The organism is Microbaculum mangrovi, from assembly GCF_051390635.1.
Taxonomy (GTDB): domain Bacteria; phylum Pseudomonadota; class Alphaproteobacteria; order Rhizobiales; family Tepidamorphaceae; genus Microbaculum.
The window spans coordinates 57,467-78,185 of the sequence record NZ_JBPODT010000003.1 but is presented as its reverse complement, the minus strand read 5'-3'; the positions used below and the strand labels follow the sequence as shown (position 1 = coordinate 78,185).

General features: G+C 68.7%; 22 protein-coding genes. 15 read left to right on the top strand and 7 right to left on the bottom strand.

The genetic code is table 11. The features are described from left to right. The first annotated feature begins 11 nt into the window (after nucleotides 1–11). Together fmt and ACSF9G_RS13095 are read left to right on the top strand one after the other, a co-directional pair. The gene (fmt, locus tag ACSF9G_RS13100) at nucleotides 12–938 is read left to right on the top strand and encodes a methionyl-tRNA formyltransferase (protein WP_436642301.1); all 927 of its coding nucleotides are present in this window, start codon (nucleotides 12–14) and stop codon (nucleotides 936–938) included. Nucleotides 939–985: 47 nt separating this feature from the next. Next, complete coding sequence (locus ACSF9G_RS13095) at nucleotides 986–1,492, top strand: GNAT family N-acetyltransferase (RefSeq protein ID WP_436642299.1); 507 nt, start codon at nucleotides 986–988, stop codon at nucleotides 1,490–1,492. A 14-nt stretch (nucleotides 1,493–1,506) separates the two neighbouring features. Here ACSF9G_RS13095 and ACSF9G_RS13090 read toward each other — a convergent pair whose 3' ends face one another. Next, the gene (locus tag ACSF9G_RS13090; protein WP_436642297.1) at nucleotides 1,507–2,808 is read right to left on the bottom strand and encodes an NAD(P)/FAD-dependent oxidoreductase; all 1,302 of its coding nucleotides are present in this window, start codon (nucleotides 2,806–2,808) and stop codon (nucleotides 1,507–1,509) included. 100 nt (nucleotides 2,809–2,908) lie between these two features. Continuing rightward, nucleotides 2,909–4,291, bottom strand: coding sequence for an AmpG family muropeptide MFS transporter (locus ACSF9G_RS13085; RefSeq protein ID WP_436642295.1), 1,383 nt, complete (start codon nucleotides 4,289–4,291; stop codon nucleotides 2,909–2,911). A gap of 148 nt (nucleotides 4,292–4,439) precedes the next feature. On the opposite strand from ACSF9G_RS13085, the gene dapE reads away from it, so the two are divergent. Then, a complete protein-coding gene (gene dapE, locus ACSF9G_RS13080) occupies nucleotides 4,440–5,642 on the top strand; it encodes a succinyl-diaminopimelate desuccinylase (RefSeq protein ID WP_436642293.1) in 1,203 nt (400 codons plus the stop codon). A gap of 21 nt (nucleotides 5,643–5,663) precedes the next feature. Beyond that, nucleotides 5,664–6,254, top strand: coding sequence for a hypothetical protein (locus ACSF9G_RS13075; RefSeq protein ID WP_436642291.1), 591 nt, complete (start codon nucleotides 5,664–5,666; stop codon nucleotides 6,252–6,254). Between the two features lie 117 nt (nucleotides 6,255–6,371). Here the strand turns inward: ACSF9G_RS13075 and truA are convergent, their stop codons facing one another. The 3 genes from truA to ACSF9G_RS13060 form a co-directional block, all read right to left on the bottom strand. Continuing rightward, a complete protein-coding gene (gene truA, locus ACSF9G_RS13070; protein ID WP_436642289.1) occupies nucleotides 6,372–7,115 on the bottom strand; it encodes a tRNA pseudouridine(38-40) synthase TruA in 744 nt (247 codons plus the stop codon). Nucleotides 7,116–7,127: 12 nt separating this feature from the next. After that, the gene (recR, locus tag ACSF9G_RS13065) at nucleotides 7,128–7,733 is read right to left on the bottom strand and encodes a recombination mediator RecR (RefSeq protein ID WP_436642287.1); all 606 of its coding nucleotides are present in this window, start codon (nucleotides 7,731–7,733) and stop codon (nucleotides 7,128–7,130) included. Nucleotides 7,734–7,804: 71 nt separating this feature from the next. Next, nucleotides 7,805–8,584: an alpha/beta hydrolase gene (locus ACSF9G_RS13060; RefSeq protein ID WP_436642285.1), complete on the bottom strand. Its 780-nt coding sequence runs from the start codon at nucleotides 8,582–8,584 to the stop codon at nucleotides 7,805–7,807. Between the two features lie 38 nt (nucleotides 8,585–8,622). On the opposite strand from ACSF9G_RS13060, the gene ACSF9G_RS13055 reads away from it, so the two are divergent. The 3 genes from ACSF9G_RS13055 (at nucleotide 8,623) to ACSF9G_RS13045 (ending at nucleotide 11,288) form a co-directional block, all read left to right on the top strand. Further along, the gene (locus ACSF9G_RS13055; RefSeq protein ID WP_436642283.1) at nucleotides 8,623–9,855 is read left to right on the top strand and encodes a glycosyltransferase; all 1,233 of its coding nucleotides are present in this window, start codon (nucleotides 8,623–8,625) and stop codon (nucleotides 9,853–9,855) included. Nucleotides 9,856–10,060: 205 nt separating this feature from the next. Further along, entirely contained in the window at nucleotides 10,061–10,585 is a 525-nt protein-coding gene (gene infC, locus ACSF9G_RS13050) for a translation initiation factor IF-3 (protein ID WP_436642281.1), read from the top strand. 55 nt (nucleotides 10,586–10,640) lie between these two features. Continuing rightward, nucleotides 10,641–11,288 (top strand): methyltransferase family protein, encoded by a 648-nt coding sequence (locus tag ACSF9G_RS13045; protein ID WP_436642279.1) that lies wholly within the window; start codon nucleotides 10,641–10,643, stop codon nucleotides 11,286–11,288. Between the two features lie 11 nt (nucleotides 11,289–11,299). Here ACSF9G_RS13045 and ACSF9G_RS13040 read toward each other — a convergent pair whose 3' ends face one another. Continuing rightward, nucleotides 11,300–11,677, bottom strand: coding sequence for a YbaN family protein (locus ACSF9G_RS13040; RefSeq protein WP_436642277.1), 378 nt, complete (start codon nucleotides 11,675–11,677; stop codon nucleotides 11,300–11,302). A gap of 326 nt (nucleotides 11,678–12,003) precedes the next feature. On the opposite strand from ACSF9G_RS13040, the gene rpmI reads away from it, so the two are divergent. From rpmI to pheT, 4 genes are all read left to right on the top strand, one after another. After that, on the top strand, nucleotides 12,004–12,246 hold the full coding sequence (gene rpmI, locus ACSF9G_RS13035; RefSeq protein ID WP_261614386.1) for a 50S ribosomal protein L35: 243 nt from the start codon (nucleotides 12,004–12,006) through the stop codon (nucleotides 12,244–12,246). Nucleotides 12,247–12,249: 3 nt separating this feature from the next. Further along, the gene (gene rplT, locus ACSF9G_RS13030; protein WP_261614387.1) at nucleotides 12,250–12,606 is read left to right on the top strand and encodes a 50S ribosomal protein L20; all 357 of its coding nucleotides are present in this window, start codon (nucleotides 12,250–12,252) and stop codon (nucleotides 12,604–12,606) included. A 186-nt stretch (nucleotides 12,607–12,792) separates the two neighbouring features. Further along, nucleotides 12,793–13,875, top strand: a complete 1,083-nt coding sequence (gene pheS, locus ACSF9G_RS13025) for a phenylalanine--tRNA ligase subunit alpha (RefSeq protein ID WP_436642274.1) — start codon at nucleotides 12,793–12,795, stop codon at nucleotides 13,873–13,875. Further along, nucleotides 13,872–16,286 (top strand): phenylalanine--tRNA ligase subunit beta, encoded by a 2,415-nt coding sequence (gene pheT / locus ACSF9G_RS13020; protein WP_436642272.1) that lies wholly within the window; start codon nucleotides 13,872–13,874, stop codon nucleotides 16,284–16,286. The genes pheS and pheT overlap by 4 nt, the downstream gene beginning before the upstream one ends. Before the next feature lie 506 nt (nucleotides 16,287–16,792). On the opposite strand, the gene ACSF9G_RS13015 is transcribed toward pheT, so the two are convergent. After that, nucleotides 16,793–17,758: a zinc metalloprotease HtpX gene (locus ACSF9G_RS13015; protein ID WP_436642270.1), complete on the bottom strand. Its 966-nt coding sequence runs from the start codon at nucleotides 17,756–17,758 to the stop codon at nucleotides 16,793–16,795. Nucleotides 17,759–17,868: 110 nt separating this feature from the next. Between ACSF9G_RS13015 and ACSF9G_RS13010 the strand changes: the two genes are divergently transcribed. From ACSF9G_RS13010 to ACSF9G_RS12995, 4 genes are read left to right on the top strand one after another with little or no spacing between them, the layout of a single operon-like run. Further along, nucleotides 17,869–18,219 (top strand): MarR family transcriptional regulator, encoded by a 351-nt coding sequence (locus ACSF9G_RS13010; protein WP_436642268.1) that lies wholly within the window; start codon nucleotides 17,869–17,871, stop codon nucleotides 18,217–18,219. Beyond that, nucleotides 18,216–19,091, top strand: coding sequence for a C40 family peptidase (locus ACSF9G_RS13005; protein WP_436642266.1), 876 nt, complete (start codon nucleotides 18,216–18,218; stop codon nucleotides 19,089–19,091). The genes ACSF9G_RS13010 and ACSF9G_RS13005 overlap by 4 nt, the downstream gene beginning before the upstream one ends. Then, on the top strand, nucleotides 19,088–19,555 hold the full coding sequence (locus ACSF9G_RS13000; RefSeq protein ID WP_436642264.1) for a GNAT family N-acetyltransferase: 468 nt from the start codon (nucleotides 19,088–19,090) through the stop codon (nucleotides 19,553–19,555). Before ACSF9G_RS13005 ends, ACSF9G_RS13000 begins: the two co-directional genes overlap by 4 nt. 46 nt (nucleotides 19,556–19,601) lie before the next feature. Next, entirely contained in the window at nucleotides 19,602–20,633 is a 1,032-nt protein-coding gene (locus ACSF9G_RS12995) for a VIT1/CCC1 transporter family protein (protein WP_436642262.1), read from the top strand. Nucleotides 20,634–20,719 lie beyond the last annotated feature (86 nt).

Below are 20,719 nucleotides of genomic sequence, written 5' to 3'. Positions count from 1 at the left end.
CAAGACCCGCCGTGACCCTCCGCATCGTCTTCATGGGAACGCCGGACTTCGCGGTGCCGACGCTGACCGAAATCGTCGGCGCGGGCCACGAGGTCGTCGCCGTCTACTCGCAGCCGCCGCGGCGCGCCGGGCGCGGGATGGCCGAGCGCAAGAGCCCCGTACACGAGGCGGCGGACCGGTTCGGCCTGCCGGTTCTGACGCCGAAAACCCTGAGGGACGAGACGGCCCAGGGCGCCTTCGCCGCGCACGGGGCCGACGCGGCGGTGGTCGTCGCCTACGGACTGATCCTGCCGAAGGCCGTCCTCAAGGCGCCGGCGCAGGGCTGCTTCAATCTGCATGCCTCGCTGTTGCCGCGCTGGCGCGGCGCCGCCCCGATCCAGCGGGCGATCATGGCCGGCGACAGCGAGACCGGCGTCGCCGTCATGCGCATGGCCGAGGGGCTCGACACCGGTCCCGTCTGCATGGAGGAGCGGCTCGCGATCGGTCCCGACATGACCGCCGGCGAGTTGCACGACCGGCTGGCGCTGATCGGCGCGGGGCTGATGGCGCGCGCGCTTGCCGCGCTATCGCGCGACAGCCTGGACTGCCGCGACCAGCCGGAAGACGGCGTCACCTATGCCAGCAAGATCGACAAAGCGGAGTCCCGCATCGACTGGGCACGGCCGTCCCAAACCGTCCACGACCACATCCGCGGCCTGTCACCGTTTCCCGGAGCCTGGTTCGACCTCGCCGGCGAACGCGTGAAAGTGCTCCGCTCGCAGAGCATGGATCGCGACGGCCCCGAGGCCCCCGGCACGCTCGTCGACGAGGACGGGATCGTTGCCTGCGCGGGCGGTGCCATCAGGCTCGTCGAGATCCAGCGGCCCGGCCGCCAACAGATGAGCTATGCGGAATTCGCAAGGGGCGCCCGGCTGAAAAAGGGTATAATGTTCGGGTGAATTGGCTAACTGCCCAATGAAAGACGAACATGTCTTCAGACAAAAATATGGATGGCGTAACCATCCGCCAGGAAACACCTGCCGACGTCTCCGCAATCCGCTGTGTCATATCCGCCGCCTTCGACAGCGAACTTGAAGGCAAGCTGATCGACAAGCTGCGCACGGACGGCGACCTCGTCCTGTCTCTCGTGGCGGAAAAGAACGGCAAGATCGTCGGCTATGCCGGCTTCTCGCGGCTCAGGATCGAGGGAAGCGACAACCGCGCGACCGCACTCGCGCCGGTCGCCGTGGCGCGTTGCTACCAGCGTCGCGGCGTCGGCACGGCACTGGTGCGCGAAGGGATTAGCCGGCTCGAGGAGGCGGGCGAGGATCTCGTCTTCGTTCTCGGCGACCCGCCCTACTACAAGCGCTTCGGCTTCGATTCGCGGATCGCCAGCCACTACGCCGCACAGTGGTCGGGCCCCGCCTTCATGGCGCTGGCGCTGGAACCCGGCAATCACGCAGCACACCGCCCGCAGGTGGTCTACCCCGCGGCGTTCGAGGCGTTCGGCTGATCTGACGGCAGTATCTACGCCCGCCGGACGTCGTCGCGAAGGTCGAGGACGCGGTACAGGGCGTGCGCGACCGGCAGGAACCACGGCCGGCCGAAATGCCAGAACCGAGTCGAGAACTCGGTCTTCATGAAGGCGGTTTCCGCTTCGGCACGGCCAAGCATCGCCAGCGCGACCTTGTTGCCGAGATAGGGCGCCATCGCGTTGCCGCTTCCCGAGAACCCCATCGCATGCCAATGCCCGTCGATCCTGCCGATATGCGGCAGGAAGCCGAAGGTAAAGCCGAGCCGGCCGTTCCAGCTGTGGGTGATCCCGACCGGCTCCAGCGCCGGGAAGATCTCCCGCATCAGCCCCCTGATGACCGACGTCGCGGTGTCCTGCGACACCTGGTGCATAGCCGCGCGGGCGCCGAAGACGAGCCGTTTTCCGTCCGGCGACAGGCGGTAGTAGCAATGCCGGTTGCGGGTCTCCACCACCATGCGGCGGCCCGGCATGATCGACCGGATCAGATCCTCGGGCAGCGCCTGCGTCGCCGCGACATAGCTCGATACCGGAATGATGCGCCGCATCAGCGGGCGGAAGCGGCGGCGGGTGTAGCCGTTGGTGGCCATCAGCACCGCGTCGGCCTGCACGTCGCCGCGCGTCGTCGACACCCGGTGCCCGGTTCCCAAAGACGAGACCGCGCGCACCAGCGTCGGCGCGGAAACCATGACGCCCGCCCGGCGGGCGGCGTTCAGGAGCCCGGCGTGATACTTGCCGGGATGCAGCCCGCCGTGATCGGGCAGCAGCAGGCCGCCGGCATAGAAATCAGTGCCGATCTCGCGGCGCTGATCGGCCCTGGGGATCATCTCGGCGTTGATCGGAACGATTGTCCTGAGCCGCTCGATATTCCGGGCCGTCTCGTCGTAGACGTCGGGGCTGCGCTGGCCGCTGAAGCGGCCGTGGACGTGAAAGTCGCAGTCGATCGCCTCGTCGCGGATGAGCCGCTTCACGAAGTCGAGCGAGTCGACATGGGCTTCGCGCAGCAGGGCGTGGGCCGTCTCGGTGCCGTAGCGGGCGACGAGCTGGTCGATCGAAAGCCGGTGGCCGCCGCCGACCATGCCGCCGTTGCGGGTGCTGGCGCCGTAGCCCGGCGCCTCGGAATCGACCAGCAGAACCGAGGCCCCGTTCCTGGCAAGCGTCAGCGCCGCGGTCGTGCCGGTGAGCCCGGCGCCGACCACCACGACATCCACCCGCCCCGGCACTGCGGCGTCCGCCTCGGCTTGCGGCGCGGCGGGACGGGCGACCTCCCACCAGTACGGATCGGGCTTCGGCGCCATCACGCCACTCCTCGACGGTCATCGGCGATCCTATCGGAAAAAACCGTGGCAGGCGGCATCCCGCGCCGCCTTGACCTTGGTCACGTCGACCTGGCGGGCGCTACCCGGCCGGGCGTGACGCCGGGGCCGCCTTCGGCTTGTCGAAATGGCCGCGCAGCTGCAGCCACCACAACAGCGCGAGGCCGGGAATGGCGGCAAGCGCGGTGATGGCGAAGAAGGTCGCCCAGCCGAACGCCTCGGCGGCGTAGCCGGCATTGGCCGCCAGCACGGTGCGGCCGACCGCGGCGAGCGCGGTCAGAAGCGCGAACTGGGTCGCGGTGTGGCGCGCGTCGTTGCAGAGGCTGGAGAGATAGGCGACGAAAATCACCGTGCCGATGCCGCCGGTGAAATTCTCGACCGCGATGGTGACGGCCAGCGCGGTGGTGTTCACGCCGACGATCGCCTGCCAGACGAACACCAGGTTCGACCCCATCTGCAGGAAGCCGGCGATCCACAGCATCGTGACCATCGACATGGCGCGCAGCATGAAGCCGCCGGCGAAGCCGCCCGCCAGCACCGCGAACAGGCCGACGCCCTTGACGATGCCGGCATAGGCGAGCTTGTCGAAGCCGATCGAGATCACGAACGGCCCGGTCATGACGCCGGCGAAGGCGTCGCAGAACTTGTAGAGCACGACGAAGGCGAGGACCGCGATCGCGTCCTTGCGGCCCAGGAACTCGGCGAAGGCGTCGACGGCGGTGCGGCCGACGCGGACCGCCGCGTTGCGATCGTCCGCCATGCCCTCCGGCTCCATGGGCTCGCGGCCGGCCAGCGCCGCGCCGGTGCCGATCAGCACGAAGACGGCCATCGCCGCGTAGGCCCAGGACCAGCCCTGCATCGTGTCGACGCCGTAGCCTTCCAGAATCGCGACGAGACTGACGCAGCCCGCGGTCGAGATGAGCATGCCGATGCGATAGGCGGACACGAACCAGGCCATGCCGGCGGCCTGTTCCTCGGTCTTCAGGCTTTCGACCCGGTAGGCGTCGATGACGATGTCCTGGGTGGCGGACGCCGCCGCCACCAGCACCGCGCCGAGCGCCACGAACCAGGGATCGACCAGCGGATCGACGAAGCCGAGATAAACGATCGCGGCCATCAGCAGGAGCTGGGTGAAGACCAGCCAGCCGCGCCGGCGTCCAAGCCACCGCGACAGCACGGGAACCCGCGTCGCATCGACCAGCGGCGCCCACAGGAACTTGACGGTGTAGGGCAGGCCGACCAGCGAGAACAGGCCGATGGTGCCGAGGTCGACGCCGACATCGGTCATGCGGATGGCAAGCGTCGATCCGGAAAGCGCCAGCGGCAGGCCGGAGGAAAACCCGAGAAACAGGATGACCAGCACGCGCCGCTCCAGGAAAACGGCGAGCGCGGCGGCAAGCCGTTCGGGCAGCGGCTTGCGCGGCTCAATTCCTTCCGCGGCTGCGGGCGCGTCGCTGGGCGGCATGTCGATCCTCGTCGATCCTGGCGCGAATCAGAGGCCTCACCGTAGTGCCAGAGCATGGCGAGGGACAGGGCCGCGATTGACCTTGCCCCGGGGGCCGGGCTAGAGCCTAGCCGGTCACTGTTGCCGAGAAAGAACGACTGCCGGGACCATGTCGCAGGACACCACCGACCCTTCCGCGGAACCGAACGCCGATCCGGTCGCGATCGCGCGGGACCTGATCCGCTGCCGCAGCGTGACGCCGGACGAAGGCGGCGCGCTGACATACCTGCTGCGCCTGCTCACCGATGCCGGCTTCGACGCCGAGATCGTGCGGTTCTCGGAAGACGGCACCGACGACGTCGACAATCTCTATGCCCGGATCGGCAGCGGCGGCCCGCACCTGACCTTCGCCGGCCATACCGACGTGGTGCCGGCCGGCGAGGAAGGCCGCTGGACGCACCCCCCCTTCGCCGCCGAGATCGCCGGCGACACGCTCTACGGGCGCGGCGCCGTCGACATGAAGGGCGCGGTCGCCTGCTTCGCCGCCGCCGTGCTCGACTACCTCAAGACCGAAGGCACGCCGAAGGGCTCGATCTCCTTCCTGATCACCGGCGACGAGGAGGGCGTGTCGATCAACGGCACGCGCAAGCTACTCGCCTGGGCGAAGGAGCGCGGCGAGCGTTTCGACCATGCCCTGGTCGGCGAACCGACCAATCCGAACCGGCTCGGCGACATGATCAAGATCGGCCGGCGCGGCTCCCTGTCGGGCACCATCACCATCACCGGCAAGCAGGGCCATTCGGCCTATCCGCATCTGGCCAACAACCCGACGCGGGGGCTGGAGAAGGTCCTGCACGCGCTCTATGCCGAGCCGCTGGACAGCGGCACGCACGAGTTCGATCCCTCGACCCTGGAAGTGACCAGCGTCGACACCGGCAACCCGGCCTTCAACGTCATCCCCGCGGACGTGCGGCTCAACTTCAACAGCCGCTTCAACAACCTGCACACGGCGAAGAGCCTTCAGGCGGTGATCGAGACGCATGTCGCCTCGGCGCTGGAGGGAACCGGCCTGACGGGGCGCGTGGACTTCGTCCCGAACGCGGCCGAAGCCTTCCTGACCGAGGCCGGCGACATCGCCGCGCTTTTGTCGCAGACGATCGAGGCGGAGACCGGGCGCAAACCGGATTACTCCACCACCGGCGGCACGTCGGACGCCCGCTACATCAAGGATTACTGCCCGGTGATCGAGTTCGGCCTCGTCGGCCAGACCATGCACCAGGTCGACGAGAATGTGGCGATCGCCGACCTGAAGGCGCTGACGGCGATCTACCGGCGGTTCCTGACCGGCTATTTCGAGCGCTTCGGTGGCTGACGCGTCCATGCCGGATATCCCATGCTGAACGCGGACGACATACAGCGCGGCCTGACCGGCGCCTGGCGGCTGTTCCTCGGCAAGCGCGAGGCGATACGCCTGTTCGACACGAGCTTTCGCGGCTTCTGGCGCTCGTTCCTGGCGGCGATCCTGGTGCTGCCGATCTACATGCTCTATGTCGGCGCCGAGCGGCGCATGATCCTGTCCGCCCTGCCCGACGGCGCCGATTTCCCCGAGCTGGGCTTCGCGCTCGCGCGTCTGCTCTCGCTGGTGATCGACTGGGCGGCGTTTCCGCTGGTCACCGCCATCATCGCGGCGCCGATGGGCTTTGCCAGCAACTACGTCCGGCTGATCGTCGCCTTCAACTGGGGCAGCCCGATCATATCGGCCATGGTGGCGCTGCCGGCGATCCTGTTCGGGTTCGGCCTGGCGCCCGAAGGCGTCGCCCAGCTCCTGCTGTTCACCGCCCTCATCCTCGCGATCCGGTTTCGCTTCATCACGGCGCGGGCGGCGCTCGAATGCGGCTTCGCCCTCGCGGCCGGGATCGTCGCGCTGGAGTTCCTGCTGTCGCTCGTCCTCTCGGAACTGATCAGCCGCGCCACCGGAATGTGAGCCGCCGGGATGTGAGCCACCGCGGCGATTGATCGGCCGGCCGGCGGTGACCCGAAAGCTGCCGCCGGAGCACCCGGGGCGCGGACACGGTGCTGATCGACTGATTTCGCCCCGGCTTCAGTCCGGATAGTCGACCTTCACCAGATAGAGCCCGTCCGGCGGGGCGACGGGGCCGCAGGCGGTGCGGTCCCTGGCCTCCAGCGCCGCCTTGAGGTCGGCAACGGCCCACTTGCCCTCGCCGACCAGCTTCAGCGAGCCGACCATCGAGCGCACCTGGTTGTGCAGGAAGGAGCGCGCCGAGCAGTCGACGACGATGCGTTCGCCGTCGCGGACGACGGTAAGCCGGTCGAGCGTCTTCACCGGCGAGGCCGACTGGCACTCGGTGGAGCGGAAGGTGGTGAAGTCGTGATGGCCAACAAGCGCCTGCCCGGCCTCGTGCATGGCGGCGGCGTCGAGCGGTTTCATCACCTGCCAGGCGCGGCCAGAATCCAGCGCCAGCGGCGCGCGCCGGTTGACGATCACATAGCGATAATACCGCTTCACCGCCGAGAAGCGGGCATCGAAGTCGTTGTGGACCTGCTCGACCCTCAGGATCGCCACCGGCTCGGGCCGCAGGTGGGCATTGATCGCGTCGCGCACCGTGTCGGCCGGCCATTCGCGGACCAGATGGATATGGGCGACCTGGCCGAGCGCGTGGACGCCGGTATCGGTGCGCCCCGCCCCGTTGACCGTCGCCGGCTCGCCACAGAACGCCGCGACGGCCTCCTCGATCGCCTGCTGTACCGCGCGCCCGTTGGTCTGGCGCTGCCAGCCGACATAGGGGGCGCCGTCATACTCGATCAGAAGGCGATAGCGGGGCATCGGGTCCGGCGCTCAGAACGGCGTGCGCGAGCGGATGGCGGCGGCCAGCGTGCCGTCGTCGAGATAGTCGAGCTCGCCGCCGACGGGAACGCCGTGGGCGAGCCGGGTCACGGTGACGTCGAGGCCATGCAGCATGTCGGTGACGTAGTGCGCCGTGGTCTGGCCCTCGATGGTGGCGTTGACGGCGAGGATCACCTCCGTCACGGCCGGGTCCTTGGCGCGGGCGACGAGCTCGGCGATGTGCAGATCGTCGGGTCCGATGCCGTCGAGCGGCGACAGCGTGCCGCCGAGGACATGGTAGCGCCCGCGCGTCGCCTGGGCGCGCTCCAGCGCCCACAGGTCGCTGACATGCTCGACGACGCAGATGATCGCCGGGTCGCGGCGCGGATCGGCGCAGATCGCGCACGGGTCGGCGGTGTCGACGTTGCCACAGGTCGCGCACACAGTGATGCGCTCCGCGGCCATGTGCAGCGCGTCGGCGAGCGGCACCAGGAGCTGCTCCCGCTTCTGGATCAGGTGCAGCACCGCGCGGCGCGCCGAGCGCGGGCCAAGGCCCGGCAGACGCGCGAGAAGCTGGATCAGCCGGTCAAGCTCAGGACTGGTCGCGGAGGTGGTCATGCACGTTTTGTTCCGTTTCGCCGCACCCTATCCGCCCGCGCGGCCAACGTCCATTCGACCATGACCGCCGCTCAGACGCCGGCGACCATGTCGGCGACGACGCGCACCAGCAGCGCGATATCCTGCTCGCGCGACAGACGGTGGTCGCCGTCGTGGACGACGGTCAGCATGACGTCGTCATGGGCGAGCCGCGACACCAGCTCCAGCGACAGGCCGAGCGGCACGTCGGGATCGTCGCGGCCGTGCACGATGTGGACCGGGCAGCCGACCTGCAGCGTGGCGCGGTCCATGATCAGATAGTTGCGGCCGTCCTCGATGAGCTTGCGGGTGATCGGGTTGCCGGCCGGATCGTATTGCGAGGGCTCGACCCAGACGCCCTTGTCCATGATCTCGGCACGGACCGCGCCGGGGAACTCCTCCCACATCAGCCGCTCGGTCATGTCGACCGCCGGGGCCAGCAGCACGAGCCCGGCGACCGGATTGCCGGCGGCATGGCGGCCGAGCGCGGTCAGCAGCGCCAGGTATCCGCCCATGCTCGAGCCGACGAGAACCGGCGGCGCGTCCGTGCAGGTCTCGATGACGGTCGAGGACTCGGCCAGCCAGCGGCTGATCGACCCGTCGAGGAAATCGCCGCCCGAAACCCCGTGGCCGGAATAGTCGAAGCGGACGACACCCTGGCCGTTGTCCGCGCCCCACCGGTCCAGCGCCTCGGCCTTGGTGCCGGCCATGTCGGAGCGGTAGCCGCCGAGCCAGACGATGTCGGGCGACGTGCCGGCGCGGCGCAATACGGCGATCCGGCGCGCTTCCTCGCCCTCGCCAATCTCGATGTCGGTGCGTTCGGCCTCTGACACGCTCTGGTCTCCTTCAGGTCGGTGAGCTAGGTAATGGCATGGACGAGCGCCCAGAAAAACCCCGGATAAAGACCCGGACAGATCCCCACACGACGGGCCTGCCGGACCTGTCCGGCATCACGGTGCTGCAGATCGTGCCGTCGCTGGACGCCGGCGGGGCCGAGCGCACCGCCGTCGACGTCGCCGCGGCGCTCGTGCAGGCGGGCGCGCGCGCCCTTGTCGCGACAACCGGCGGGCGCCTGGTGACCGAGCTCGACGCGGCCGGCGGCATCTGGGTGCCGTTTCCCGCAGCGACCAAGAACCCGATCGAGATCCTGTGGAACGCGGAGCGGCTCAGACGGCTGTCGATCCGCGAAGACGTATCGCTGATCCACGCCCGCAGCCGGGCGCCCGCCTGGAGCGGCCTTCTGGCGGCGCGGCGCCTGGGCGTGCCGTTCGTGACCACCTATCACGGCGCCTACAAGAAAGGCGGGTCGCTCAAGAACTGGTACAATTCGGTGATGGCGCGCGGCGACGCCGTCATCGCCAATTCCCGCTTCACCGCAGACCTCATCGAGAGCCGGCACCGGCAGGCGCGCGGCAAGCTCACGGTGATCTATCGCGGCACGGACCTGACCAAGTTCGATCCCGAGACGATCGCGGCGGATCGCATCGCGGGGCTGCGCGACGCCTGGGGCGTGCGGGAGGGCCGGCGCATCGTCCTGCTGGCCGCCCGGCTGACGGAATGGAAAGGCCAGGCGGTGCTGATCGATGCCGCCGCCCGGCTCGCCGGCGAAGGGCTCGACGACGTCGATTTCGTGCTCGCCGGCGATCCCCAGGGGCGCACCGACTACGTCGCCGACCTTGAGAAGCGCATCGACGGGGCCGGCCTTCGCGACCGGGTGCACATCGTCGGCCATTGCGCCGACATGCCCGCCGCCGACCGCGCCGCAGATGTCGTGGCGCTGCCCTCGACCGAGCCGGAAGCCTTCGGGCGCAGTGCCGCCGAGGCCCAGGCCGTCGGCACGCCCGTGGTCGTCAGCAACCTCGGCGCGGTGCCGGAAACGGTGCTGGCGCCGCCGGACGTCGACGCCGAGAGGCGCACCGGCTGGCGGGTGCCAGCGGGAGACGCGGCGGCCCTGGCCGCGGCGATTCGTGAGGCGCTTGCGCTGTCGCCGGCGCAGCGCGCGGCGATCTCGGAGCGGGCGCGGGCCCATGTCCGCGGCGCCTTCAGCCTGGACGCCATGACCTCGGCAACGCTTCAGACCTATGCCCGACTGCTGGGCCGTTGAGCGATTTTCCCCGAAATTCGGCGATTCCAAGTCGTTTTCGTTTACACTGAAGATTGACTTGCCGGCGCTTCTTTCCAATCCTATAAGCGCCGAACTTCGCAGGGAGTGCCTGACGAAGGCGTTAGTGCTGCCACAAGTACATTCCCGGCAGCGGCGTCGGGCACCGACCACAGCATAAGGAGACTGCACAATCGCACGCCGTCCAATGAAAGCGCAGCCGGTCCAGAAGGAAGGACCGCGCGTCAATCGGGAGATCGATTCCCAACAAGTCCAGCTCATTACCGACGACGGCGACAACAAGGGCGTCGTCTCAATCGATGAAGCATTGGCGCTCGCCGAGGAAGCGGGCCTCGACCTCGTCGAGATCTCGCCGAACAACCGGCCGCCGGTCTGCAAGATCCTGGACTACGGAAAATACAAGTACCAGGCCCAGAAGAAGGCCGCAGAAGCGCGCAAGAAGCAGAAGACCATCGAGATCAAGGAGATCAAGATGCGTCCGAACATCGACACCCACGACTACGAGGTGAAGATCAAGGCGGCGCGGCGCTTCTTCGAGGAAGGCGACAAGGTCAAGGTGACGTTGCGCTTCCGTGGCCGCGAGATGGCGCATCAGGATCTCGGCATGAAGCTGCTCCTGCGCGTGCGCGATGAACTGGAAGAGATCGCCAAGGTCGAATACGAGCCGCGGCTCGAAGGCCGGCAGATGATCATGGTGCTGGCGCCGCGTTGAACCGTCGCAGGCGCCCGCCCCCTTTCCGCCACGTTTCTTCGGCTTTCCTCGCCGCATGACAAATGACCAGACAACAGCAGCGGTAACGCCCAGCGCCTGGCTGCAGGACGTGCAGCGGCGGCGCAAATGGACGCTGCTTGTCCTTCTGGTCGCCGCGATCGGTGGCCTCCTGGTCACCGAGTCGACCTGGCCGTCGGGCAGTTTCGCCCACGAAGCGATCGAATATTTCGGGATCGGCCTCCTGCTCCTGTGCGTGCTCGGGCGAGCCTGGTGCACGATCTATATCGGCGGGCGCAAGAAGGCCGAGCTGGTCCAGGAAGGCCCCTACTCGGTCTCGCGCAATCCGCTCTACGTGTTCTCCTTCATCGGCGCCGCCGGCGTCGGCGCGGCGGCCGGCAGCGTCGTCACCACGCTGCTTGCCGCGCTCGCCTGCTACGCGGTGTTCGCCGTCGTGGTCGGCAAGGAGGAGCAGTTCCTGGCGGACCGGTTCGGCGCCACCTATGACGCCTATCGCGCCCGCGTTCCCCGGTTCTGGCCGCGCTTCTCCGCGTGGAAGGACGTCGACACGGTGGAGACCAACCCGCGCCTCGTCCTGACCTCGTTCGGCGACGGCCTGTTCTTCTTCCTGGCGATCCCACTGGTCGAAAGCATCGAGTTCCTGCACGAAACCGGTTATCTGCCGGTCCTGTTCCAGCTTCCCTGATTCCAGCTTGCCTAGTCCGCGTCGTCCCCGAAGCCGCCCTCTGGCGGCACCGGCCGGGTGAAGACGAACAGCGCCACGAACACCATCACGCCGGCCTGGGCCAGCAACACGTTGCGCGGGGCGCCGAAGACGGCCGCGCCGGCGATCGCGCCCAGCATGGCGAGGCCGGCCAGCATCTTGGCCTTGCGGGATATCGCGCCGTGCTCGCGCCATTCGCGGATCGGCACGCCGAGGCGGGGATGGGCGACGAGCCAGTCATGCCAGGTCTGCGAGCCCCTGGAGAAGCAGAAGGCGGCCAGCAGCAGGAACGGCGTGGTCGGCAGCAGGGGCAAGGCGATGCCGATGATCCCGAGCAACAGCGCCGTCGCCCCGGCGATGCGCCAAGCCATCCGGTTCGCGTTCCCGACCGCCAGTCCCAATTTTTCGCGCATCGGACCTGATCCCGACTTCACCCAGTCACCTAATAGGACGCAACCACCATATAGGACGCGATGGCCCGCCGCCGATACCGGACGTCTACGTAGCGCGCGCACGGGTCCGCATTGCGTTTCCGCCGGGACGGCGGTATAACCCGCCCCGCAATCCGGATCGCCCGGCTAAATGGGCATGCCGTGGCGATCCCGAAAGCTCAACCGGACGCGGTCGAAATCCACCGGGCGAACTAGCGCACGGCGGGTTTTTCGCGTTCTTTCTAGTTGTGAAGGAGACGAGCGAAATGCCCAAGATGAAAACCAAGAGCGGCGCCAAGAAGCGTTTCAAGGTGACCGCGTCTGGCAAGATCAAGGTCGGGGCCGCTGGCAAGCAGCACGGCATGATCAAGCGGACGACCAAATTCATTCGCAATGCACGCGGCACCATGGTGCTGGCCGAGTCCGATGCGGGCATCGTGCGCCAGTACATGCCGTACGCGCGCAAGAAGCGGCGCGCCAAGCCCGCTTCGACCAAGACGGAGGGCTGATCCATGTCACGTGTGAAACGCGGCGTTACGGCTCACGCCCGCCATCGCAAGGTCATCAAGAAGGCGAAGGGCTATTACGGCCGTCGCAAGAACACCATCCGCGTCGCGATGCAGGCGGTCGAAAAGGCCGGCCAGTACGCCTATCGCGACCGCAAGGCGAAAAAGCGGACCTTCCGGGCGCTGTGGATCCAGCGGATCAACGCGGCGGCGCGCGAGAACGGTCTGACCTACGGTCGATTTATCGATGGCCTCGGAAAGGCCGGGGTCGAAGTCGACCGGAAGGTGCTCGCCGATCTCGCCGTGCACGAGCCGGCCGCCTTCAAGGCACTGGTCGAGCAGGCACGCGCCGCGCTCGGCTGAGGCCGCCGACGACCCACCTCGGACCTTTCCGGGGCCGGCCGCCCGCATATCCCCAGCGATGGGACGACAGTGCGGGCGGCGCCGGGTCCGGGAAGCGAAAATCTCTTCCTCAAGAGACGTCGCTCTTGAAAGTTCGTCTCGGACCCGTTTTCTCGCCAATGCCGACGAAAGACGGGAGATGACGTGATGGCCGAACTCGATCGGCTGGAATCCGACATTCAGAGCCAGATCACAGGCGCAGCCGACGAGGCGGCGCTGGAGACCGTGCGCGTGGCCGCGCTCGGCAAGAAGGGCTCGATCAGCGACCTGCTGAAAACCCTCGGCTCGATGAGCCCGGACGAGCGCCGCACCATGGGTCCGGCGATCAACGGGCTCAAGGACCGGGTCAACACGGCGATCCAGACGCGCCGCGTCGCGCTGCAGGAGGCCGCGCTGGAGCAGCGGCTGGCGACCGAGAAGGTCGACGTGACCCTGCCGGTGCGCGAGAGCGCGCTCGAAACCGGTCGTATCCATCCGGTCAGCCAGGTGATGGACGAGCTCACCGCGATCTTCGCCGACATGGGCTTCTCGATCGCGGAAGGCCCGCATATCGAGGACGACTTCCACAACTTCACCGCGCTGAACATGCCCGCCGACCATCCGGCCCGCGAGGAAATGGACACGTTCTATTTCCCGGAAGCCGAGAACGGATCGCGGATGCTGCTGCGCACCCATACCAGCCCGGTGCAGATCCGCACGATGCTGAACACCGAGCCGCCGATCCGCATCATCGCGCCGGGCCGGGTGTTCCGCTGCGACTACGACCAGACCCACACGCCGATGTTCCATCAGGTCGAGGGCCTGGTCATCGACGAGGAAGCCCATCTGGGGCACCTGAAATGGGTGCTGCAGGAGTTCTGCAAGGCGTTCTTCGAGGTCGACGACGTGAAGATGCGCTTCCGCGCCTCGCACTTCCCGTTCACCGAGCCGTCGATGGAGGTCGACATCAACTGCTCGCGCGTCGGCAACGAGCTTAGGATCGGCGAAGGCGACGACTGGCTAGAGATCCTCGGCTGCGGCGTCGTGCACCCGAACGTGCTGAGGGCCTGCAACCTCGATCCCAAGCGCTACCAGGGCTTCGCCTGGGGCATGGGGATCGACCGCATCGCCATGCTGAAATACGGCATGCCGGACCTGCGCGCCTTCTTCTCCGCCGACCTGCGGTGGCTGAATCACTACGGCTTCGCGCCGCTTGACGTGCCGAGCCTGGCGGGAGGGCTGTCGCGATGAAATTCACCCTGTCCTGGCTCAAGGATCACCTGGAGACCGACGAGTCGCTCGAGACCATCGTCGACAAGCTCAGCCTGATCGGGCTCGAGGTCGAGGGCGTGCACAATCCGGCCGAGGAACTGGCGGCGTTCAAGGTCGCCCACGTGATTTCCGCCGAGCAGCACCCCAACGCCGATAAGCTGAGGGTCTGCAAGGTCGATACCGGCGACGGCACGGTGCAGGTCGTGTGCGGCGCGCCGAACGCGCGCACCGGCATGCGGGGCGTGTTCGCCCCCTCCGGCACGCACATCCCGGGAACCGGGCTCGACCTGAAGCCGACCAAGATCCGCGGCGTCGAATCGAACGGCATGCTCGTCTCCGAGCGCGAAATGGGCCTTTCCGACGAGCATGCCGGCATCATCGAGGTCGCCGAGGACACGCCGATCGGCACGCCGCTGGCCGACGTGCTGGGCCTTGACGATCCGGTCATCGAGGTGGCGGTGACGCCGAACCGGCCGGATGCGCTGGGTATCGCCGGCATCGCCCGCGATCTGGCCGCCGCCGACCTCGGCAAGGTCGTCACCCCGGAGGTCGAGCGGATCGCCGGCGAAGGCCCCTGCCCGGTCTCGGTGACCCTCGACTTTGCGGACGACGAGGCGCATCTGTGCCCGGCCTTCGCGCTGCGGCTGGTGCGCGGGGTCAGGAACGGTCCGTCCCCGGCATGGCTGCGGCAGCGGCTGGAGGCGATCGGGCTCAGGCCGATCAACGCGCTGGTCGATATCACCAACTACATCACCTTCGACCGCAACCGGCCGCTGCACGTGTTCGACGCCAACAAGGTGACGGGCAACCTCACGGTTCGGCACGCCAGGGCCGGCGAGGAGTTGCTGGCGCTCGACGGCAAGACCTACACGTTCGCGCCCGGCCAGGTGGTCATCGCCGACGACACCGGCGTCGAATCCATCGGCGGCATCATGGGCGGCGAGGCGTCGGGCTGCGACGAGACCACGACCGACGTGCTGATCGAGTCGGCCCTGTGGGACACCTCCACCACGGCCCGGACCGGCCGCACGCTCGGCATCCAGTCGGACGCACGCTACCGCTTCGAGCGCGGCGTCGATCCGGCGTTCTGCGTGCCCGGCCTCGACATGGCGACGCGGATGGTGCTCGACCTGTGCGGCGGCACGGCCAGCGAAATGGTGCTGGCCGGCGAGGTTCCCGAGCCGGTCAACATCATCGCCTTCGACCCGAAGGAGGTGAAGCGGCTGACGGGCCTGGCGCTGTCGGCCGTGGAGATGCGCTCGATCCTGACGCGGCTCGGCTTCTGGGTCGCCGGCGAGGGCGAGGACCTGCGCGTCGCGGTGCCGACATGGCGGCCGGACGTCCACGAGGCGGCCGATCTCGTCGAGGAGATCACCCGCATCGTTGGCGTCGACCGCGTGGAGACCGTGCCGCTGTCGCGCGGCAGCGCCGTCCCCAAGCCGGTGCTGACGATCCGCCAGAACCGCTGCATCATGGCGCGGCGCACGCTGGCGGCGCGCGGCATGGTCGAGGCCGTGACCTGGTCGTTCATCCCGAAACCGCACGCCGAGGCCTTCGGCGGCGGCCAGCCGGAGATCGCGCTGTCCAATCCGATCTCCTCGGAAATGAGCGACATGCGGCCGAGCCTGCTGCCCGGCCTGATCACGGCGGCGCAGAAGAACGCCGACCGCGGCTTCTCCGACCTGGCCCTGTTCGAGATCGGCGCGACCTATCACGGCGATCGGCCGGAGCATCAGCAGGAGATCGTCGCCGGCGTCCGGCGCGGCACCGCCAAGGCCGGCGGCGCGGGCCGGCACTGGTCCGGCGCGGCCGAGCCCGTCGACGTGTTCGACGCCAAGGCCGACGCGATGGCCGCGCTCGCCGCGCTGGGGGCGCCGGTCGCCTCTGCGCAGGTGCAGCCCGGCGGCGGCGACTGGTATCACCCGGGCCGCTCCGGGCTGATCACGCTCGGGCCGAAGACCGTGCTCGCCCGCTTCGGCGAGCTGCATCCGCGCACGCTGTCGGCGCTCGACGCGGACGGGCCGATGGTCGCCTTCGAGATCCTGCTCGACGCGATTCCGGTGCCCAAGGCGAAGCCGACCAAGGCACGCCCGGCGCTCGACGCCTCCGACCTGATGCCGGTGCGGCGCGACTTCGCCTTCGTGGTCGACAGCGACGTCAAGGCCGGCGCCATCGTCCGGGCCGCACGCGGCGCCGACAAGGCGCTGATCACCGGGGTCTCGGTGTTCGACGTCTTCACCGGGGCGAGCCTCGGCGAGGGCCGCAAGTCGGTCGCCATCGAGGTGACGCTGCAGCCGCGCGACAAGACGCTGACCGACGAGGAAATCGATTCGGTCGGCAAGGCGATCGTCGCCGCCGTGGAGAAGGCAACCGGCGCGACCCTGCGCTAGGCGAACGCCTGCCCCGACATCGCAAACCCGGATCCAACCCGGCGCTCCGCCCCCGCGGACGCCGGGTTTTCCACAGGCGGCGGTATCATGCGCGCAATTGTTCTTGTTTTGTTTCTTATTTGAACTTTTTTTGTTCTCGCCGATTCGGAAATCCACAGGCGCGGCCGGCGACTCCGCCGCCTGCGAACTCCTAACGAAAGGTGAAGCCGCATCGGTCGTCGCGCGTTTTATCGCGGCGCCGAAACCGGCGGCGCGATGACGCGGCCGGGCACGACATCCGCCTCCCCGCCCGCCGACCGCATGCCGCCGCACAGGGGGTCGCAAACCGGGCCACATGCCGGGCCAAACGCCCGATTCACGCGCCATTGGTTAGCGCGCGTTAACACCGTCCCGATACGGACCCGTTTCGTTCCCGATCCGTCTCATACGATTCGCGCACTTAACCAAAAATGCGTCGAATCCGGCAATATTGACATGTTAACGAAGGATGAAGCGCGGAAACGCGCTCAATACCAGATGCCCATCGTGTGAAAGCGCGGCCCGTGGAGGATCGGCACCGACGCGATCGGGCGCCGGGGCCGGTGGTCGGGGGCGACGACATAGGGCCTGGCGCCGGGGCGCAGCGACAGAAGCCGGGCGATGCGGTCTTCCGTGCGCGGATGCGACCTGAGCAGGGAGGGATCGGGGATCCGCTGGCCCGGCAGCATCATCTCCCACATGCGGCCCTGCCGGCGCTCGAGCGTTGCCAGCGCGGCGGCCAGCCCTTCGGGATCACCGGTCAGGCCCACGGCGTCGAGATCGGCGTCGTATTCGCGCGCCCGCGACAGGGCGAGCTGGAGGATCGCGCCGATGGTGGGCGCGGCGAGCAGCAGCGCGATGCCGAGCCAGGGAACGGGCGCGCCGTTGGCCAGGAAGAACGGCAGGTTGATGAACAGGAGCAGGACGCCGACGGTCGACATCGCGCCGGTCAGGCGGCTGACGGTATCGGCGATCGCCATCACGCGGATGTCGCCGTTGCGGATATGGCTGACCTCGTGGGCGAGTACGCCGGCGAACTGGCGCAGGGTCAGGCCGCGCACCAGCCCGTCGGTGACGCAGATCGCCGATTGTGCGGCATTGCCGACGGCGAAGGCGTTCATCATCCGGCTCGGCACGTAGTAGAGCCGCGGCATCGTCGGCAGGTCCGCGCGAACGGCAAGCTCGCTAAGCAGACGGAAGCCTTCGGGGAATTCCTCGGGCCTGAGCGGGCGGGCGCGATAGAGCCTAAGCACCATCCAGGGCGCGGCCCGCAGCGAGACGGCCAGGACCACCGCGCCGCCGGCCACGGCGGCGATGATGCCGTCGACACCGGCGAAGACCCAGGCGCACAGCATGAGAAGCCCAAGGCTGCCGCCGACGAGCAGCCAGGTCTGAGCCTGGTTGCGCAGCTTGTGGCGCCGGCGCTCGGCATGATCGAGTGGGGCAAGCCTCATGGCCTCTATATGGGAGCGGAGCGGGCGCGCGGCAAAGTCCGAACGACTTGCCGGGACGCCCCGCCCTATTTTATAACGGCTACGAAACGAAGCTCCGTATTGCGTAACCGATGTCCTTCGACCTGCGCCCCGCACAGGCTCTCGAGCTCTGGCACGACGTGGCACTCGCCCTTGTTCATGCCGGCGAGGATGACCTGTCGCCCCGCCAGATGGCGATCCTGCTGACGATCTACCTGGAGACGCCGCCGCACACGGTGCGCGGGCTCGCCGCCAAGCTCGGCGTCACCAAGCCGGTCATCACCCGGGCGCTCGACACGATGGGCGCGAAGGGCCTCGTCAACCGGCGCCGCGACGAGACCGACCGGCGCAACGTGATCATCCAGCGCACCGTCGACGGCGCGCTCTATCTCGAACGGCTCGGCGACCTGATCGCGGCCAAGGCGGCGGAGATCCACCGATGAACGACTTGCACCCGCGGCTCACTGCCGCGCGCCCCGACCTCGCCGACGCGCGACTTGTCGGCAAGGTGGAGGCCGCGCGCTTCGTCGCGGGAACGCCGAAACGGGTGGTCGCCGCCTCCGCGCCGCTGCGCCGCGATCCGCGCGGCGACGCCGCCCTCGACACCGAACTGCTGCACGGCGAGACGGTCCTGGTCTTCGAGGAGACCGCCGAAGGCTGGGCCTGGGTGAAGCTCGACAGCGACGGCTATGTCGGCTGGTGCCCGAGCGAGGCGCTGGGGGATGTCGGCGCGGCGCCGACCCACCGGGTGCGGACGCTGCGCACCTTCGTCTATCCGGGACCGAGCATCAAACTGGCGCCGTCGATGCTCGTGTCGATGAACGCCCTAGTCGCGGTCAGCGCCGCCGACGCGCATTTCGCGCGAACCGACGCGGGCTTCATCTATGCCCGCCATCTGGCCCCGCTCGATGTCACCGAGCCCGACTGGGTCGGCGTTGCCGAAGGCTTTCTCGGAACGCCTTATCTGTGGGGCGGCCGCACCTCGATCGGGCTCGACTGCTCGGCGCTGGTGCAGATGGCGATGACCGCCGCCGGCCTGCCCTGCCCGCGCGACACAGACATGCAGGAAGCGGCCGTCGGCACGGATCTGGGCATCACCGATCTGGGCGTCACCGATCTGGGCGTCACCGATCTGGGCGGGCTTCAGCGCGGCGACCTCCTGTTCTGGAAGGGGCATGTCGCGATCGCCCGCGGCGACGGCACCATGATCCACGCCAACGGCCATCACATGGATACGGTCGTCGAGCCGATCGCCGGCGCGGTCGATCGCATCGCCCGGGCGGGGCTCGCGGTGACGTCGGTACGGCGACCATGACCGGGCCTTCGGCTCAGTTGCGCCGGGCGCGGCTGGCGGATGTCGGCGCCATCGTCGCCCTGCTCGCCGACGACGATCTGGGCCGGGCGCGCGAGGACCTGTCCACGCCGCTGCCGCCCGCCTACACGGATGCCTTCCAGGCGATCGATTCGGACCCGAACCAGCTTCTCGCGGTCGCCGAGATCGACGGTCAGGTGGTCGGCTGCCTGCAGCTCACCTTCCAGCCCGGCCTTTCGCGCAAGGGCATGTGGTGTGGGCTGGTCGAGGGGGTGCGGGTCGCCCGCGCGCGGCGGGGCGGTGGCCTCGGCCGCCAGATGATGGCCTGGGCGATCGAGGAGTGCCGGAAGCGCGATTGCGGGATGGTGCAGCTCACCTCCGACGCGTCGCGAAAGGACGCGCACCGCTTCTACGAAAGCCTCGGGTTCACGGCGAGCCATGTCGGCATGAAGATGGCGCTGGACTAGCCGCGCGATCTCCTCATTCTTGGCGTCTGGAAAAGGAGCTTCGGCGATGGGCGACATGTCAATCCGGGAGCGCTGGCGCGCCGAGAAGACGGCGGCCTTCCTGTCGCGCGCCGTGGCGGAGGCGGAACCCGATCCGGCGAAGCAGGCCTTGTTCCGCTCGATGGCGGATGCGGCCGAACGCCAGGCCGCGATCCTGGCAGCCGAAGCCGGGGGCGGGGCGACCTACCATCCACCGCTGCGGGCGCGCGTCGTCGCCGCGATCGCGCGGCGCGTGGGCCCCCGCGCCGCGCGGCCGATACTTGCCGCTTCGAAGGTCCGGGGAATTTCCGTCTACGCCGGCCCGGCGACAGAGGCCGGACACGCCATGCCGACCTCCGTCGAGCAGATCGGCGGACGGCACAAGGGCGCGGGCGGAGGCGCGCTGCGCGCCGCGGTGTTCGGCGTCAACGACGGGCTCGTCTCGAATACCAGCCTCGTCATGGGCGTCGCCGGCGCGGCACTGGACCCCGGCGCGATTGTCCTGACCGGCGTTGCCGGCCTGCTCGCCGGGGCGTTCTCGATGGCCGCCGGCGAATACATCTCGATGCGCTCGCAGCGCGAGATGTTCGAATACCAGATCGCCCAGGAACGGGACGAGCTGGAGCGCTATCCGGACGAGGAAGCCGAGGAGCTCGCCCTGATCTACAACGCGCGCGGCATACCGATGGACGAGGCGCGCACGCTCGGGCGGCGCCTGGTGGCCGACCCGGATGTCGCGCTCGACACCCTGGCCCGCGAGGAGCTCGGCCTCAATCCGGACGATCTGGGTTCGCCCTGGGGCGCGGCCCTGTGGTCGTTTCTCGCCTTCGCGGCGGGCGCGATCCTGCCGCTCTTGCCCTTCTTCGCGGGCTTCGGCACGGAAGCGATCCCCATGGCCGCGGGGCTCGCGGCCGTCGCGCTGTTCGGCGTCGGCGCCGCGTTGAGCCTGTTTTCCGGGCGCGGCGCGCTGGCCGGCGGCCTGCGCATGGTGACCATCGGCGCGCTGGCCGGCGCGGCCACCTATGCGATCGGCACGCTGTTCGGGGTCGCGGCGGGCTGAGTTTTCGGGCAGCCTCGAGATAGGCTGGCCGAACAGGGGCCAGTCAGGCACGGGCGGGCCACGCCGGCCCGGCGTCGCCGTATCGG